A 16,158-nucleotide genomic window follows, 5' to 3' on the forward strand; every position below is an offset into this window, starting at 1 on the left:
CAGACAATGTTATTGACATCTTCACATTCTAACAATCTAAACAAATCTGGCAAAGGACTCTACGAGTGCTGGATTTATTGATCCTTTCTGACAGATATTTTTATTCTGTTTGAAAATACAAACCGTAAATCAAACAACTTATCTAGTTTTATTAAACGAATGTAAAATCTTGCATTGATAAATGCTATTACCAATTTCATTGCGCACATACCTGCCCATCAAAATTCATTTTACTGGTAAGGCAATTACATATGCATTAACATATTACACATGAAAAAAACACTCTTTTCTTTGATGGTAAGTATGCTTTTAATAGCAGCTTGTCAAAAACCTATATCCACACCTGAAGAGTTATTCAATCTATCTTCATCAATTGATTTTGAAGAAATCACAACAGATACAAGCTTATATGAGCAATCATGGCTCATTTATTTTACACAACCACTTGATCACTCAGCTCCTGCAAAAGGAACTTTCAAACAGCGAATCTGGTTATCACACAAAAACATACATTCGCCAACAGTATGTGTAACCGAAGGCTATGCTGCCCACAGAAACTATACATCTGAATTGGCTCGTCTAACAGAGTCGAATCAGTTAATAATAGAACACCGCTATTTTGCCCAATCATGTCCAGACAGCTTGGATTGGCAATATCTTACAGTGGAACAAGCCGCTGCTGATCATCATCGTATCATTCAATTTTTCAAAAAACTTTATCAGCAAAAGTGGGTAACAACTGGGATTAGCAAAGGAGGACAAACAGCAATATTTCATCGGGCATTATACCCTAACGATGTTGACCTTAGTGTTCCGTATGTAGCACCTATCAATCTGGAAAGAGAAGATAACAGACTCTTTTCTTTTTTTAAGCAAGTTGGCTCCAGCGATGAGCGACAAAAAATCTTTAATTTTCAAAAATCAGTCTTCGAGAAACGAAGCGAAATTTTGCCACTTTTTAAATCTTATGCCTTGGACAAAGGTTATACATTTCGCATGGGCTATGATAAGGCATTTGAAATAGTTGTACTTGAGTATCCATTCTCATTCTGGCAATGGGGAAATCAAATTGACCAAATACCAACACCGAATGCAACAGCCAATGAACTATTTGAACACCTAAAAAAAGGCAGTGATATTGGGTATGTCTCCGATCAAAGCTGGAATGATATAAAGCCATTTTTCTATCAGGCCTATAAAGAACTTGGTTATTATGCCTATGTACCTGGGGAGCTATCCAAATACATTAAAGCCTTTGATAAAGACACCATCAGCAGTAACATGTTTGCTCCCGGAGGAGATACCTTAAAGTTTATTCCTACAATGCCTATGATAATGACTAAACTCTCCGAGTCAAACCCGCAAATTATTGCAATTATTGGACAGAAGGATCCATGGGGTGCTACCTCAATCAATAATGAGCATTTGAGCAACACTATCAGAGCTATTGACCCAAATGGTTCCCATTTGACGAGGATTAAAACATTACCCAAGCCTGTTCAGGAGGATGTCATTAAAAGAATAAAAGAACTACTGACCAGTGAATAATTAACAAAAAAAGGCTTCCAGAACGGAAGCCTTTTTATTACTACGTGGTTTCTAAAATTTGGGTTAGGTAGTAATGGATATCTTTATTTACTTGTTGATACTAAATATTTGGTTAACAAATCTATTGTTGCCTTACCGTTACCAACAAATATTTTATCATCAATAAAAAAAATCGGTCGCTTCAAAAATGTATATTCTTCTGTCAAAAGCTGCCTGTAATTTTCCTCACTCAGATTTTTATCTTTCAGCTTTTGTTGCCTGTATTTTTGAGATTGCTTATTAAAGATACGCTCGTAACCACCAGCCCTGGTTGCCAATGAATCAACCTCTTCAATATTCAATGGTTCTGCCTTTATATCTCTAACTTCGAATTCGCCAAAAAGCTTTACCTGTTTGAGTATTCGTTTGCACGTACTGCAACTATTCAATAAATACACTTTTCCTCTCAACACAATTTGGGGTTTTCGGTTTTGCAACATCAAAGATAACAAAGGACTACAAAAGAGTACCTTAAACATTAGAGTAATCATCCACTATTTGGTAAACAACCTGTTTTTGTAGATAAACACCTGTTTTTTGTACACCACACAAAAAAGTCCACTGAGTGTCAGTGGACTTATAAAAATTATTTGTTCTTAAAACTATTCTTTTGAACCGCCGCCAAATACCCAGCGTACATTTAATCCGAAACCATTAAAATCAAAATCAGTATCTTCCACAATCCAGAATGTTGGACGCCAATCTACTCCTATGGCTAAAGGCACTGTTCCAAAGCGATACTCCAATCCCGCTTCTCCTGAAGCACCAAGTAGGAAAGTGGAGCTCCATACAGCCATTGATGGACCTGCTCCAACATACCAGTTGAACGCTTCGCCTCCTAAAGGACGATATAAGAAATCCCATAACGCTTCTGCTGCAAAGCCATCATTAAAGAACCCTACATCAGCATGAATACGACTAAACTGCCCAACACCAAAAACTCCGTCGACAGCTACACCTCCATGCCCACTCATACCACCAAAACGAACACCAACTTCTTGAGCCTGGCTACTTAGAGCAACCCCAGCTACTAATGCTAAAACAAAAAACAATCTTCTCATAATTTAGTATTTAAAGTTAAAATAATGCTTAGAAAGCAAATTGTATGATTAATATATATTATTTCAACCAATAATCTAGTTATTTAGCTAAACCCACAATCATAATTTTTGTTCAGATAATTTTATTCTTGCATACACAATTTACGATGTTGTTATTAAAGTTTCAACCCTAATTTAACTATGGTTCAATTACTTAAATAATTCCAAGCGTTAAAAAATAACTTTAAAATCGTCTTTCATGCTAATTTCAACCCAGCCTTTGTCAACACATAACTGTTTCATCTCATTATTATTATACGAATACTCCCGAACCTCATCATCATGATTAACAATCATTTGCAAACTCACCCTGGAATTTTTAGAGTATTGAAGCATGTGGTAATCTCCTTTTGAATTACCAATTGCAACAACTGGTATTTTTCCAATTTTATTAAGAATATTCACTGGTTTACCAGCCTCATCATTTATAGGTTGAATAAACTCATGCTGACGAATCAAAGTTGAGGCTCCAACTTCTTCATTGAATTTAGTCAGCACAGTGGAGCCAATGACATTTGTTACAGGAATACCGATAATTTCGGCACAAAAACTTCTTGTAAACTGCGGATCAGAGCCTGAAACAATGTATACCTCATACTCATTATCCTGAAGGTATTCTATCATTTCTAACATCGGTTGATAAACTAAATCCCTGTATGACTGACCAAAACGTTCATCCTTCACCGTTTCGAAATAATCCGCTACTGCATTCTGGTATTGTTCATTAGTAAAACCGTCTGTTGCGTAGAGCAAAACACTAAACAAACCATCAGGAGCAAAATAACTTACGTTCTTAAAATGATCCCAATCTTTATCAGCTATAGCCTTAAATGGTTGCTTTTCTTTTAAAGCCGGATTCTCAGCCATTCTTTTATGCATTTCTCTTATCGCAAAATCAAAAAGTACATAATTAGGTTTTTCGAGCAAAATAGTGCCATCCATATCAAAAACTGCAATCCTGTCTTCAATTCTTATAAAATCTGGATGCATTTTATCGCTTGTTTTTTCAACAAACTCGATAATGGCACTCCGAGCTACTCCATCATTCCATGAAGGTAAAACCAATTTTTCTTCCTGCTGAGATGGATTGCAAGCCAACAAAAAAAGAAATAGCAATAAATAAAGTTTATTCATAACGATAATATTTCTGAAATTCTTAAACAAGTTAACTGATTGATTTTTATATTTCAAGCCTATTTTATACGCAAGCCCATCACACAAATATCATCTATCTGTTCACAGCCGGCTTTCCAATCTTCAATGGTTTTATCAAGGATTCCCTTCTGCTCAATCATCTTAAGATTGTGAGAATTAATCAAAAGTTCCTTAAACCGATTATACCTGAACTTAGCTCCATCAGGGCCACCAAACTGGTCTGCATAACCATCAGAAGACATGTAAAGGCAATCTGCTTTCTGAAGTTGAATGGAATGATTAGTAAATGTTTTTCTTTTACGATATTTACCAATCGGCTGACGGTCCGCCTTATACTCTTCCAAAGTATTGGAACGCACCAGGTAAAGTGGATTATTGGCTCCTGCATATTCCAGAATTCCTGTCGATGATTGGTAACAACATAAAGCCAAATCCATCCCATCTTTTACTTCATGATCACTCTTTTCAAAATAGTTTTCCAGCAACACAACGGCATTATCAAGAATTTCAGCCGGTTGTGAAAGCTTGAACTCTTTAACTAAACGTGTCAGGATATTACTGCACATAACACTGACTAAAGCTCCGGGTACGCCATGACCAGTGCAATCTGCAACAGCAAAAAAAACTTTATCACCCACCTGCTCTAACCAATAAAAGTCACCTGCCACTATTGATTTGGGTTTATACAAGACAAAATTCTCCCCCAGTAATTCGTCTAATAAAGCTGAAGATGGTAATATACCAGCCTGAATGTGCCTGGCATAATTCAACGAATCCAATATAGCTTTGTTCTTTTTTTCAACAAGCTCTTTCTGGGCAACAAGCTCAACAGTTCTCTCTGTCACCTTTTGTTCCAGGAGCTTCAGTGCCTTTTCCTGTGCCTGTTCTTTCTCTTGAATTTCAAGAGAAAGACGTTCACCAATTCCTTTTGAAAAGAGAATCATTTGCCCAACTACCGCAATTTCAAGAGCATTGTTAATAAGAATAGAATGGGTATCAATGCCTATCAAAACATTGATCAAAGCACCAATGGACAATATTACATTGCTCAACAGTAATAACCTGGCAGGTTTATATGCATTGCGTTGCCGCCAAACCGGAACATTCATTAAAGTAAAAATGAACACAGCCCACAATGCCACTATTAAAGTAGAAGGTTCTGTTCCTAAACAATGCAACACTCCAAGTATCACAAAGAGAAAAACACTTGCAGCTATTAAGATTGAGATGATAATGTTCCAAACTCCTTCTCTTATTCCTAGTTTTAGATAGGAACGAACAAACCATAAATAGGATGTAATAATTATCACTGATGCCAGAATCATTACTAATTCAAGTATCAATGGCGATAATAAGTGGCTAATGGTTTCAAAAATAAACGTTTCTCGAATGGCGAAGAACAAAGCGAAGCCTAAAACATAAAAAATATACGGTCGATAAGTTTTATCTTTTGTTGAAAGCCAAAAAATGAAATTGATGATAAGAATAACCAACAGCGCACCTAATAAAAAACCGTCCATCAGAATTTTGGCATTTAACCGATGATATACTCCAGGTGTGCTATACATTAAAACACGGGGCTTTTGTTTCAAAGACGTGTAGGAGACTTGCGCATAAGCGTAATTTGATTGTTGAGTTGCGGTTTCTATAATGACGCATGCACGCATTTGGTACATAAACAGTCGCTGGTCTTCGGCCAAAATACCTGCATTTCGATGCTTCACAAGCTGAATACCCTTTTGCTCAAACAATTCAACCTTATTGGCTCCCTCAAAATCGATAATTTTCGACGAAGTGTAATTCAGCTTTAGTTTATAAACGACCACTACCGGCTTGTCAACCAATTTTACACTGGTAAATGGTTTCCATTGAATGGAGTCATCAATAAAGTGTAAAAAATTATTTTGCCACTCATTAACAACACTCACCTCGATGGCATCATCATCAATTTGTTCAGCTTTAACCGTCCGCTTACCTGAGTTACCGCTGCAAGCAGCAAGAAAGGCTGCTAATAGCATTATAACAACCATCGCTGCGCACCTTCCTGATGTATAATAAAAGACTTTCACTTTTTTAGGTTTGGTTACGAATTCAACAATTAAGTATAATAAAGGTTTTAATACGATATGCTTGCCCGATTCGGAGCATGTTTATAACTGACAATTACTACTCCAGAGAATAACACAAAATCTCAAAATAATCTGCTCAATGTTTATTCAATCATATTTCAATGAACATTGAGTAAACTTCGAATTAAACCTGTGACAGACATATTGCTGGTCAGTAGCAGATACCTGTATATCGCCTTAAGTAAAAACCTAATCATCCCACTAGGCAAACCTTATTCAAAAGGATGAAAGACATTAGCTTAATGATGATTTTTAGTGTGACAAATAAATACTTACATTTGCATCTGTATTTAATACATTAAAACATATTAAGATGGCTAGTGTAAGAGAATTAAAAAAAGACATCAACTTTTTAGCTTCTGAGTTAGTAACTGAAGCATACGTTAAGCAATTGGTAAAGGAAGATGTTGATAATGATAAAATTGCTCAGGTGATGGTAAAGGCAATCGAATTTAGAAACGACTTGGTTGCCAGAGCTAATCATCCTGACGCAAAGGATAACGCAAAGATGGTTAAGAAATACTATCAAAATCTTAGAACAGATATGATGGAGAAGTTCTTAGCTATTTCGAAAGAAACAAACGAACTTTAAACGTCGTTATCCAACAAAACTAAACTTCCATCAAATTCTGGTGGAAGTTTTTTTATCCCTATAAATTGGGAGGCATCATTAGAGGCTGTCATAACACCCAAAACAGAAACACTCACATCAACTTCATTTACTGTACTTTACAAAATTCCCTCCCTTCTGTTTTCAGAATCATTTTCCCAACTTTTAGGGATTTCACTAACTCTTTCATTACGGTATTTTTGCACCGAAATAACAAAGAATAGTCTCCAAAAATAATTTGGAAGTTTAAATCTAACGGAAACAATATTGAAATGAAAAAATTCTTAACTATTGCTGCTTTTTGGGCAATTTTAACAAATGCGTTTGCTCAAACAGACCAGAACGATCAACAACAGCTAAACTCAGCCCAACGCCTTCTGAACTCCAACCAGGGCTTAACCATTGGCGGATATGGTGAAGTTCATTATAACCAGGCTTTAGATGGAGACACCTATAATAATGGTCAATTGGATGTACACCGCGTCGTTATGTTATTCGGGTATAACTTCAACGAAAAAACACAATTTGTTACCGAGCTTGAATTTGAACATGTAAAAGAAGTATATGTAGAACAGGCATTTATTCAGCATAAATTATCGAATGCGTTTCAGTTCCGTGGGGGTTTAATGCTCATACCAATGGGTATTGTTAACGAATACCACGAACCAAATACCTTTAATGGAGTTGAGCGACCATTAATCGACAAGTACATTGCACCTACAACCTGGCGTGAGATTGGTGCTGGTTTTACCGGAAATATCCTTCCTGCTTCTATTCGTTACCAGGCATATATAGTTGGCGGCTTTAATGGTTATGACGGTTCAGCTAAGTTTAGCGGAAAGAACGGGCTGCGTAAAGGTCGCCAAAAAGGAGCAGAAGCTTATGTCAGCTCACCAAACTTCACTGGTAAAGTCGAGTACTTTGGAATTAGAGGTTTAAACATTGGTTTATCTGGATACTTTGGTGACTCACAAAGCACCTTATATGATGGCATCGAGAAAAATGATAAAGATGCCGTTGCTGCAGCTGACTCTTCAACAATCGGAATGGCAATGATTGGGGTGGATGCACGTTACACTTATGGTGGCTTGCAACTGCGCGGTCAGTATTATCACACCTCGCTATCAAACACAAAGGAGTATAACGAGTTTACTGGCAACGACCTTGGCAGTGGCATGTTTGGCTACTACCTGGAAGCTGGCTATGATGTATTTAAACATTTTGATAATGTAAAAACTGGATTGATTCCTTTCGTACGCTACGAAGCATATGATACGCATAGTAAAACAGATGGTAACCTTGCTAAAAATGATGCATACGATGTGAAAGCTATCACTACCGGCTTAACGCTTAAATTAACTCAGAATGCTGTATTGAAAGCAGACATGCAGTTTGTGAAGTCAGCAGCCAGTGATGAGTATGCAAAAACGTTTAATGCCGGTTTTGGTATAATGTTCTAAGAAAAGATATGAAGCAATCAGTATTAATATTCGTATTAGCAGCATTGAGCTGCTTGGCTTATGGACGTGGAGATATTAACTACGAGCATAAGGCTATCCAAAAAACGCTTGAGAAAAGCTTAAGCCTCGTTAATCCGCAGTTAAGCGAATTAGTATTACCAGCCAACTATGCAACTGGCTTTGAAGGCAAGTTTTTTAATGTAGCTTGCGATAATACTGATGCCGATATAAAATACATGTACATTGGACGTGTGAACAGCTGTCGTGCAGGCGGCTGTTCCATGCCAAGTGCATTGTCACAAGGAGGCGAATCGGAATACTTCGATTACCTAATGGTATTTAATGCCAAAGGCGAAGTGATAATGGTCAAAGTATTCAACTATCAGGCAACACACGGCCATGAAGTAACGGCCAAAGGATGGCTAAAACAGTTTATCGGTTACAATACTTCAGAAAACGAACTTGAAGTTGGAAAGAACATCGATTCTATTTCAGGCGCCACCATATCAGTTAATGGCATCACCCAGGACATTAGCGATAAAACACAAATCATCAACAAATACTTAGGTCAATCTTAGTACTTAAAGTCTATTAGAAGCTGCAGAGCTTCGGGCTCCTCATCCTCACCTTTGAAGTTTGATATTGTGAGTCCTAAAAGTCGGATGGGTCTGTTCAATGGTGCTTCTCGAATTAATTCCACAGCTAATTCGCTCAATAACTTCTGGTCGATTGGCTCTTGCAATGTCTTTGAACGGGTTATCTGCTCAAAATTATCAAATTTCACTTTTAGTGTTAAGGTTTTTCCTTGCTTACCACTTTTTGCCAAACGCTTGACCAAGCCGGCTTTCAATCGCTCAATCTCCAGTTTAATTTGTTGCTCATCAACCAAATCCTTACTAAAAGTATTTTCTATTCCAACAGATTTTCGCTCCCGATGCGGGCGCACTGGCCGCTCATCAATGCCTCGGGCGATATCATAAAAGTACTGTCCTGCTTTTCCGAAATAATGAATCATACGTGCTAAATCGAAGCGTAATAAGTCTTTGCCTTTATGAATATCGAGCTGATGCATCTTCTCAGCCGTCTTTTTGCCAACTCCAAAGAATTTTTCAATGGGCAATTGCTCAACAAAAGCCTGCACATCCTTAGGTTTGATAATATACATACCATTGGGTTTGCGCTGGTCGCTGGCTACTTTTGCCAAAAACTTATTAGCACTAACTCCGGCTGATGCTGTCAGTTGGGTCTTCTCCAAAATCTTTTGCTTGATTTCGCGCGCCACCTGTGTTGCTGATTCAATGCCTTTCTTATTTTGAGTAACATCCAGAAAAGCTTCGTCCAACGAGAGCGGCTCCACCAAATCCGTGTATTCAAAAAATATCTCGCGTATCTGAGCTGACACTTCTTTATACACCTCAAAACGATGCTTTTGAAATATCAGGTGCGGACAACGACGCAATGCCACTTTCGATGCCATAGCCGAACGAACACCGTACTTGCGGGCTTCGTAGCTCGCTGCTGCTATCACTCCCCGGTCACTGCTACTGCCTACCACAACGGGCTTGCCTCGTAACTCCGGAAAGTCGCGCTGCTCAACCGATGCAAAAAACGCATCCATATCGATATGAATAATCTTACGTGTCAATGGATTTTAATTGGACTGCAAGTTATAAAATTAGTCATGAGTTAAACTGTTTAAAAGTTGAGGAATTGAGAAACTGAAAAATCGCCAAACTGAGGAGTATATTATAACGTCTCCGGACTCAAATAATAAATCAGAAATCATCCATCATACATCATTATCCTCTATCTTCGCAGTTGAAATGAAGAAATCTGTTGACTTAACACAAGGGCCAATTTTTAAGCAATTGGTCAAGCTGGCATTGCCTATCATTGGCACATCGCTCATGCAAATGGCCTATAACCTGACTGATATGATATGGTTGGGCCATTTGGGCAGTAATGCTGTTGCATCGGTAGGGGGAGCCGGCTTTTTTATCTGGCTGGGCATGTCGCTTTTGTTGGTAACACGTGTAGGAGCCGAGGTTGGTGTGTCGCAAGCTTTGGGGCGAAAGGAACAAGAAACAGCTGCGCGTTTTGCCCGTCATTCTCTTTTTTGGGCTGTTTTGCTTTCTTTAGTTTACGTGGCCATCACCTTGCTGTTTACACCGCAATTAATTGGTATTTTTCGCTTATCCAAAGGAGTAGTTGAAGATGGTGCCATCCTCTATCTGCGCATCGTTTCCATTGGTTTCCTTTTCACTTTTGTCAATCCTACATTCCAGGGAATTTATAATGGTGTAGGCAATAGTCGTTTACCCTTTTATTATCTATTAGTAGGCTTAGGCCTTAACATGCTCCTTGATCCTATTCTGATATTTGGCTTAGGTTTTATACCTGCTCTTGGCATTAAAGGAGCCGCATGGGCTACCGTCATCGCTCAAGTTGTGGTGTTCGGTATTTTTTTCATCCGTTTTGTCTGGATGAAAGAAATCATCAACCCGGATTTTAAGCGCTTTAAACTAAGTAAAGACATTTCGTTGAAGATATTCAAACTAGGAATGCCCGTTGCTACCGAGAGTTCTCTATTCGCTTGTTTTGCATTGATTTTAGCCCGCATGATTACCAAATGGGGCGATATTCCTATAGCAGTGCAAAGTGTAGGTGCACAAATAGAAGCCATTTCCTGGATGACTTCATCGGGATTTGCCACGGCATTGGGAAGTTTTACCGGTCAAAACTTTGGCGCCAACAACTGGAACCGCATCAAAAAAGGTTATTACACCACTTTAGGTATTGGTATTTTCCTGGGAACCATCGTTACCGTGTCGTTTATACTTTTTGGCAAGCAAATATTTTCATTGTTTCTGCGCGAACCAGAACCTTTACAGATGGGCATTGTCTATCTGAAGATATTAGCCGTATCGCAAGTGTTTATGATTATCGAAATCATCACACGTGGTGCTTTTAATGGTATTGGGCGAACAGTACCTCCTTCCATTATTGGCATTGTGTTTACTGGGGCACGTGTACCCGCTGCCATGGTTTTGTCGCTCGAAAAATACCTGGGGATGCTGGGCATTTGGTGGGCCATCAGTTTATCAAGTGTTGTCAAAGGTATTGGGTTAATGGGCTGGTACATAACCGTACTTCATCGTTCGGGCACAGAACAAGCGAAAAAGAAGAAAGTGCGTTTATCGTTTCTGCCTACACGTCAGCGACAACAAATTAAGATTGAAGAACTAGAAGACTAGAAAGTATAAGAAGCATGCTAAAAAATAAATCAAGAAAAGTAGAGTTAAAAGTATCGGCTGATGGTTCACACACCTTATTTGTTCCTGAGCTGGATGAACACTATCATTCTGTAAATGGTGCTCATAATGAATCAATGCATGTATTTATTGAGCCCGCTTTGCGTTTTTGTCAAAAAGAAACGGTCAATATCCTTGAGATTGGTTTAGGGACAGGTTTGAATGCATTTTTAACCGCAGTTAATCAAGGTAATAAAACCATCTTTTACCATGCCTTGGAGAAATTTCCGATTACACCGGAAGCAGCAGCACAACTGAATTTTGCAAAGACAGAATCAGAGCAACAACTTTTCTCCAGACTTCACAACCTTCCCTGGAACGAAACAGAGGAATTGCAAACTGGCTTTACTTTACTTAAGGATGAAGCCGACCTGACTAATATTGATTTTAACAAACAATACGACCTGGTTTACTTCGATGCATTTGCCCCTGAAGTACAACCGGAGATGTGGAGCGAAAGCATCTTTCAAAAAATATACGACGCTATGAATTCCGATGGCATCCTTACAACCTACTGTGCTAAAGGGGTTGTCCGCCGCACCATGCAAGCCGTTGGATTTACAGTTGAACGTCTGCCTGGCCCTAAAGGCAAACGAGAGATGCTGCGAGCCATTAAAGCTTAATATTAATAAGAAAATGCCGATGAGAATAACACACCGGCACTTTTTTTATATTTCATCGGAAAGCTTTCCTATTTCGACACTTTTTTCTCAAAAGATGAAACAACCTGAATGCCTTCCTTCTTCCATTTAGCAATCAACTCATCCAGATTCACTCTGAATAGCTGGTAATCCTTCTTCTCAAGGGCGGTCCAACCCACCTCGGCATAGGCAGCCAGGCGCGGAAACACCATGTTATCCATATTGCTCACTTCAGGTATCCACTCACTCCACATCTGACAGCCGCTACCCAACACTTTATGGTGGTATTTAGCATCCAGACCATCTGGTATGGGGTTAAACTCATAGGCTTTCTCTAAGGGGATGTATTCGTAGGAATAATCCAGGTAGGTATAAATGTGGTAGGAGTTGACAATATCGTAACCACCCTGCACGGCCTCATTGATCAGCTCAGGGCTTCCTTTCCAGAAATGAATAATGGCACTCTTAGCCAATTGTTCCGACACCTCCACATCTTCAGCCTTTTGCCATTCATGCACATTACCGCCCAGTATCTCATTCCAGCCCATCATGCGGTGCTTGTTGGCATCCAGATAATTGGAGATACGATTGGTAAAATACACCTGCAAATCGGCTGGCGTTTTTAAGCCTTTCGCTACCATAAAGTCCTGCACCGTTTCTGAGTTTTTCCAGGCCTCAAAACGCACCTCATCACCACCAATATGCACAATATTTTCGGGAAATAGCGCCATCACTTCATCCAGTACATCTTCCAGAAAGGCATACACACGGGCATCAGCCACGTTGAACGAATCAGGCAATTTACCAAACACCACAGGCACCTCTGTTAGTTCACCAATAGTGCCCAGCCAGGGATATGCTGCAATCGCTGCTGAGGCGTGTCCAGGCATCTCAATTTCAGGAACGATGGTGATGTGACGTTGTTGTGCGTAGCTGATGATGTCTTTGATTTGCTCCTGGGTATAAAAACCACTATGCGCCTTTCCTGAGCGCTCCTTACTGTCCCAGCCACCTATTTGCGTATTACTGCGCGAAGCTCCAATCTCTGTCAGCTTAGGATACTTTTTTATTTCGATGCGCCAGCCCTGATCATCGGTCAGGTGCCAGTGAAAAACATTCATCTTTAATAAGGCCATCTGGTCAAGCAGTTTCTTCACCTGCTCCTCACCCTTAAAATACCTGGCCTCATCCAGCATAAAAGCACGCCAGCTAAAACGCGGCTGGTCTTCAATACTCACCAATGGCAATTCATAAGTCTTTTTGGCAGAAGCATCCAGCGGCAACATCTGCCTCAATGTTTGAATTCCATAAAACACACCAGCTGCGCTAGCACCAATGATTCCAATGCCATGCTTGTTAATCTCCAATTGATAACCTTCTTCACCAAGTGATTCGGCTAAGTTGACATTGGTTGTTAAGGTAATACCCTGCCCTCGCTTAACCGCTTTTTTTATGGCGACTTTGCTATAAGGTGCCAACACCTCCTTTAAATAGCTGGCATTATCACTATTGTCGGCATCCGCCATAATGCTGATAGCCGACGGAAGCTTAAAAACGCCATCCTTTTGCACCACCTTCAGCGGCTGCGGTATCACACTCACCGACTGAGCAGCCACGAAGTTAGCCAGCAATAACATACCGGCCAATAAACCTAATTTCTTATTTTTCATCATAGATATTGATATTACTGATTGTAGAGTATTCCCAATATTCAACCCACGTTGGGGCTGTTTCTACTTGTACATTTATCACCCCCTGGCTCCACCAGGGGTTATTATTATTAACGTCCTTCAGACATTACTTTATCCCAAAAACAGAATTAAACATTCCTAATTTATTAATCTTTTAACAGGAAAAACTGTGGCCGGCCATATAATCGCAACTCTTTGAGCCTGCCCGACTGTTCATTATACGAATGCCTTAAACGTACTCCTTTCACACTGGTTATTTCGCCCAAATCAACTATCACGCAGGGACGCTGGTCATTCTCGCCGGCTTTCCATTGTGTTCCAAGGTTGCCATCAATGATGTATTCAGCAAACCCTTTATCCTCAACTTCAGAACTGACATAAACCACCTTCCAGGTATCCTTTGTCAGTACGTTGCCATCCTTATCAATCACATCCAACTCACAAACACCTAGCGATTTGCCATCATTGGTTGAAAGCGCTTCCAGTGCCAGATGACGCATAGTTACCGGACTATCGAACTGAAACTCCTGCCAGCCTTGCTCATTACTCATCTCTGCCTTTAGTACCACATCACCACTCTCCAGCACAGGCTTCAGGCCGTAATCCAATGTGCTTTTCTCACGCTTGTTTTTATCGGCCCCAAGCTGGTCCAGTATTGGCTCTTTAAGACCTTTTACAGTTCTCGCACCAGTATCTTCGAAAGCGAAAATCACCAGTTCATTCTGCCCCTTCTTCAGCCATGGCCCGGGGACGTATAAGGTTTGCTGAGGGCCAATATTCCAGAACTTTCCTAAAGAACGTCCATTAATCCAGGCAGCTCCCTTGCCCCAGCTACTCAGATCTAAAAATGTATCACCAGTACTGTCGAGCGTAAACGTCGCGCGATGAAAAGCAGGTTGTCCTTTTATGTGATTATTTTGATAGTTGAAGCTGCCAACAGGCGCCTTATACAAGGGCAATGAGGTGCATTTCCACCCCAGAAGTTCGGTACCATTGATACTCACTTTTTCAGTAATACCTTTGCGATTATTCAGGATATCGGCACCATAGTTAACACGCCCCACATTTTCAACGATGATCTCCAGCTTAGCCGGAACATCTTTCACATCTATCTCCATGGAGCTTTGACGGTGACGCCTGTCGAGACTACCAACCTGCTTACCATTCAACAGCACTACGGCATAATCCCTCACATCTTTAATGGTCAGTGTACCTTTCGTCTTTTCATTAAGGATTGTTTCGTAATGTATATAGCCAAAGTCCTGCTCCATCTCCTCCATACACAGCGGCCTTTCAGCCTCAACAGTTTTTTCAAAAGCGGCGGATAAAGGTGCGGATTCAGTGAGTACCAGTTCCTCAATCTCAATGACCGGATTGGGTGCCGGCACCTCAGGCAATTGTTCATCTTTATACAGATGCTGTTGCAACATCTCCCTGAACGCCCAGTACTTCGGATACATATTACCATACTCTCCCAGTGGTGCGTCATAGTCGTAGCTGGTGGGCTGTGGCGCATAACCATAAGCCGTGTTAGCACCGTTAGTATAGTCAAAATTAGTCCCTCCATGAAACATGTAGATACTCACCGACACATTATTATTCACCATCCACTCCAGTTGCTCAGCAGGCTTTTTATAGTCGCGATACGAATGTGGTGTTCCCCATACATCGAACCAGGCCGGATAGAACTCTGCCACAAAATAAGGTCCGCCCGGATGAAAGCGATCGACTGATTTAAAGATGTCTTCGCCCACCGCGCCGTTGACCGTGCTTAAGGTGCCATCCACACGACCCGCCTCCATCTGCCCGGCGCCATCACAGGTCATCAGTGGTACATTAAACCCGGCTTTCTTAAGCATATCGCGCAGTTTACCCAGGTAAACTTTATCGGCACCGTAGGAACCATACTCATTCTCAACCTGCACCATCAGGATGGGTCCACCATTACTAAGCGTTAAATCAGACAGCTCTTCGCCCAATCGCTGGATATAGTTCTGACAGGCCTGCAGAAAACGCTCATCATTGCTACGATAAACCATGCCCTCCTCTTTGAGCAGCCACGAGGGATATCCTCCAAAATCCCACTCTGCACACACGTAGGGCCCCGGACGAAGAATCACAAATAAACCTTCCTCCTGCGCAATCTGGATGAAGCGTTTGATATCGGCTTGTCCCTCAAAATCAAATACACCAGGTTGTCGTTCGTGGTAATTCCAAAACACATAGGCCGACACCGTATTGATGCCCATGGCCTTTGCACGCTTCATACGGTCGCGCCAGTATTCTTTGGGAATGCGCGGATAGTGCATCTCCCCACAAATCAACTGAATGGGCTGCTCATCCAGATAAAAATTTCCCTCTTTTATCTCAAAGCGGCTTGTTTGAACACCAGAAGATGCACATGACTGAAGCAATGCAAATAGCAAAGAAGTGCAAAGCATCAAAAAAAACTTAGGCATGTTGTACAATTTCAT

The 16,158-nt window shown here is 40.4% G+C and carries 13 protein-coding genes; 6 read left to right on the forward strand and 7 right to left on the reverse strand.

Annotation, left to right across the window (positions count from 1 at the left end; genetic code table 11):
* Positions 1–270: 270 nt before the first annotated feature.
* Positions 271–1,548, forward strand: a complete 1,278-nt coding sequence (locus J1N10_RS01805) for a S28 family serine protease (RefSeq protein WP_262324962.1) — start codon at positions 271–273, stop codon at positions 1,546–1,548.
* Between the two features lie 83 nt (positions 1,549–1,631).
* Here the strand turns inward: J1N10_RS01805 and J1N10_RS01810 are convergent, their stop codons facing one another.
* The 4 genes from J1N10_RS01810 to J1N10_RS01825 form a co-directional block, all read right to left on the reverse strand.
* Complete coding sequence (locus J1N10_RS01810; RefSeq protein ID WP_316044915.1) at positions 1,632–2,078, reverse strand: arsenate reductase family protein; 447 nt, start codon at positions 2,076–2,078, stop codon at positions 1,632–1,634.
* Positions 2,079–2,189: 111 nt separating this feature from the next.
* Positions 2,190–2,648, reverse strand: coding sequence for a hypothetical protein (locus J1N10_RS01815; protein WP_262324963.1), 459 nt, complete (start codon positions 2,646–2,648; stop codon positions 2,190–2,192).
* 210 nt (positions 2,649–2,858) lie between these two features.
* Positions 2,859–3,821, reverse strand: coding sequence for an HAD family hydrolase (locus tag J1N10_RS01820; protein ID WP_262324964.1), 963 nt, complete (start codon positions 3,819–3,821; stop codon positions 2,859–2,861).
* Positions 3,822–3,880: 59 nt separating this feature from the next.
* Positions 3,881–5,911 (reverse strand): 7TM diverse intracellular signaling domain-containing protein, encoded by a 2,031-nt coding sequence (locus J1N10_RS01825; protein ID WP_262324965.1) that lies wholly within the window; start codon positions 5,909–5,911, stop codon positions 3,881–3,883.
* A 373-nt stretch (positions 5,912–6,284) separates the two neighbouring features.
* Between J1N10_RS01825 and J1N10_RS01830 the strand changes: the two genes are divergently transcribed.
* The 3 genes from J1N10_RS01830 to J1N10_RS01840 all read left to right on the forward strand — a co-directional run bounded on the left by J1N10_RS01830 (position 6,285) and on the right by J1N10_RS01840 (position 8,619).
* Complete coding sequence (locus tag J1N10_RS01830; protein WP_262324966.1) at positions 6,285–6,563, forward strand: hypothetical protein; 279 nt, start codon at positions 6,285–6,287, stop codon at positions 6,561–6,563.
* Positions 6,564–6,853: 290 nt separating this feature from the next.
* Complete coding sequence (locus tag J1N10_RS01835; protein WP_262324967.1) at positions 6,854–8,041, forward strand: hypothetical protein; 1,188 nt, start codon at positions 6,854–6,856, stop codon at positions 8,039–8,041.
* Positions 8,042–8,049: 8 nt separating this feature from the next.
* Positions 8,050–8,619, forward strand: a complete 570-nt coding sequence (locus J1N10_RS01840; RefSeq protein WP_262324968.1) for an FMN-binding protein — start codon at positions 8,050–8,052, stop codon at positions 8,617–8,619.
* Here J1N10_RS01840 and dinB read toward each other — a convergent pair.
* A complete protein-coding gene (gene dinB, locus J1N10_RS01845; protein ID WP_262324969.1) occupies positions 8,616–9,686 on the reverse strand; it encodes a DNA polymerase IV in 1,071 nt (356 codons plus the stop codon). The genes J1N10_RS01840 and dinB overlap by 4 nt on opposite strands.
* 178 nt (positions 9,687–9,864) lie before the next feature.
* Between dinB and J1N10_RS01850 the strand changes: the two genes are divergently transcribed.
* Positions 9,865–11,295 carry an MATE family efflux transporter gene (locus J1N10_RS01850; RefSeq protein ID WP_262324970.1) on the forward strand — a complete coding sequence of 477 codons (1,431 nt, stop codon included), beginning with the start codon at positions 9,865–9,867 and terminating at the stop codon, positions 11,293–11,295.
* Between the two features lie 14 nt (positions 11,296–11,309).
* Complete coding sequence (mnmD, locus tag J1N10_RS01855; protein WP_262324971.1) at positions 11,310–11,975, forward strand: tRNA (5-methylaminomethyl-2-thiouridine)(34)-methyltransferase MnmD; 666 nt, start codon at positions 11,310–11,312, stop codon at positions 11,973–11,975.
* 68 nt (positions 11,976–12,043) lie between these two features.
* On the opposite strand, the gene J1N10_RS01860 is transcribed toward mnmD, so the two are convergent.
* Complete coding sequence (locus tag J1N10_RS01860; protein ID WP_262324972.1) at positions 12,044–13,666, reverse strand: beta-N-acetylhexosaminidase; 1,623 nt, start codon at positions 13,664–13,666, stop codon at positions 12,044–12,046.
* 164 nt (positions 13,667–13,830) lie between these two features.
* The gene (locus tag J1N10_RS01865) at positions 13,831–16,143 is read right to left on the reverse strand and encodes a beta-galactosidase (RefSeq protein WP_262324973.1); all 2,313 of its coding nucleotides are present in this window, start codon (positions 16,141–16,143) and stop codon (positions 13,831–13,833) included.
* Positions 16,144–16,158: the final 15 nt, after the last annotated feature.

The organism is Carboxylicivirga litoralis (assembly GCF_025499605.1).
GTDB classification, from domain to species: domain Bacteria; phylum Bacteroidota; class Bacteroidia; order Bacteroidales; family Marinilabiliaceae; genus Carboxylicivirga; species Carboxylicivirga litoralis.

Excerpts from the sequence above, each read along its gene's own strand:
- J1N10_RS01840 (WP_262324968.1), top strand. The coding sequence starts at position 8,050 with ATGAAGCAATCAGTATTAATATTCGTATTAGCAGCATTGAGCTGCTTG.
- J1N10_RS01815 (WP_262324963.1), bottom strand. The coding sequence starts at position 2,648 with ATGAGAAGATTGTTTTTTGTTTTAGCATTAGTAGCTGGGGTTGCTCTA.
- J1N10_RS01860 (WP_262324972.1), bottom strand. The coding sequence starts at position 13,666 with ATGATGAAAAATAAGAAATTAGGTTTATTGGCCGGTATGTTATTGCTG.
- J1N10_RS01865 (WP_262324973.1), bottom strand. The coding sequence starts at position 16,143 with ATGCCTAAGTTTTTTTTGATGCTTTGCACTTCTTTGCTATTTGCATTG.
- mnmD (WP_262324971.1), top strand. The coding sequence starts at position 11,310 with ATGCTAAAAAATAAATCAAGAAAAGTAGAGTTAAAAGTATCGGCTGAT.
- J1N10_RS01810 (WP_316044915.1), bottom strand. The coding sequence starts at position 2,078 with ATGATTACTCTAATGTTTAAGGTACTCTTTTGTAGTCCTTTGTTATCT.
- J1N10_RS01830 (WP_262324966.1), top strand. The coding sequence starts at position 6,285 with ATGGCTAGTGTAAGAGAATTAAAAAAAGACATCAACTTTTTAGCTTCT.
- J1N10_RS01850 (WP_262324970.1), top strand. The coding sequence starts at position 9,865 with ATGAAGAAATCTGTTGACTTAACACAAGGGCCAATTTTTAAGCAATTG.
- J1N10_RS01805 (WP_262324962.1), top strand. The coding sequence starts at position 271 with ATGAAAAAAACACTCTTTTCTTTGATGGTAAGTATGCTTTTAATAGCA.
- J1N10_RS01820 (WP_262324964.1), bottom strand. The coding sequence starts at position 3,821 with ATGAATAAACTTTATTTATTGCTATTTCTTTTTTTGTTGGCTTGCAAT.
- J1N10_RS01835 (WP_262324967.1), top strand. The coding sequence starts at position 6,854 with ATGAAAAAATTCTTAACTATTGCTGCTTTTTGGGCAATTTTAACAAAT.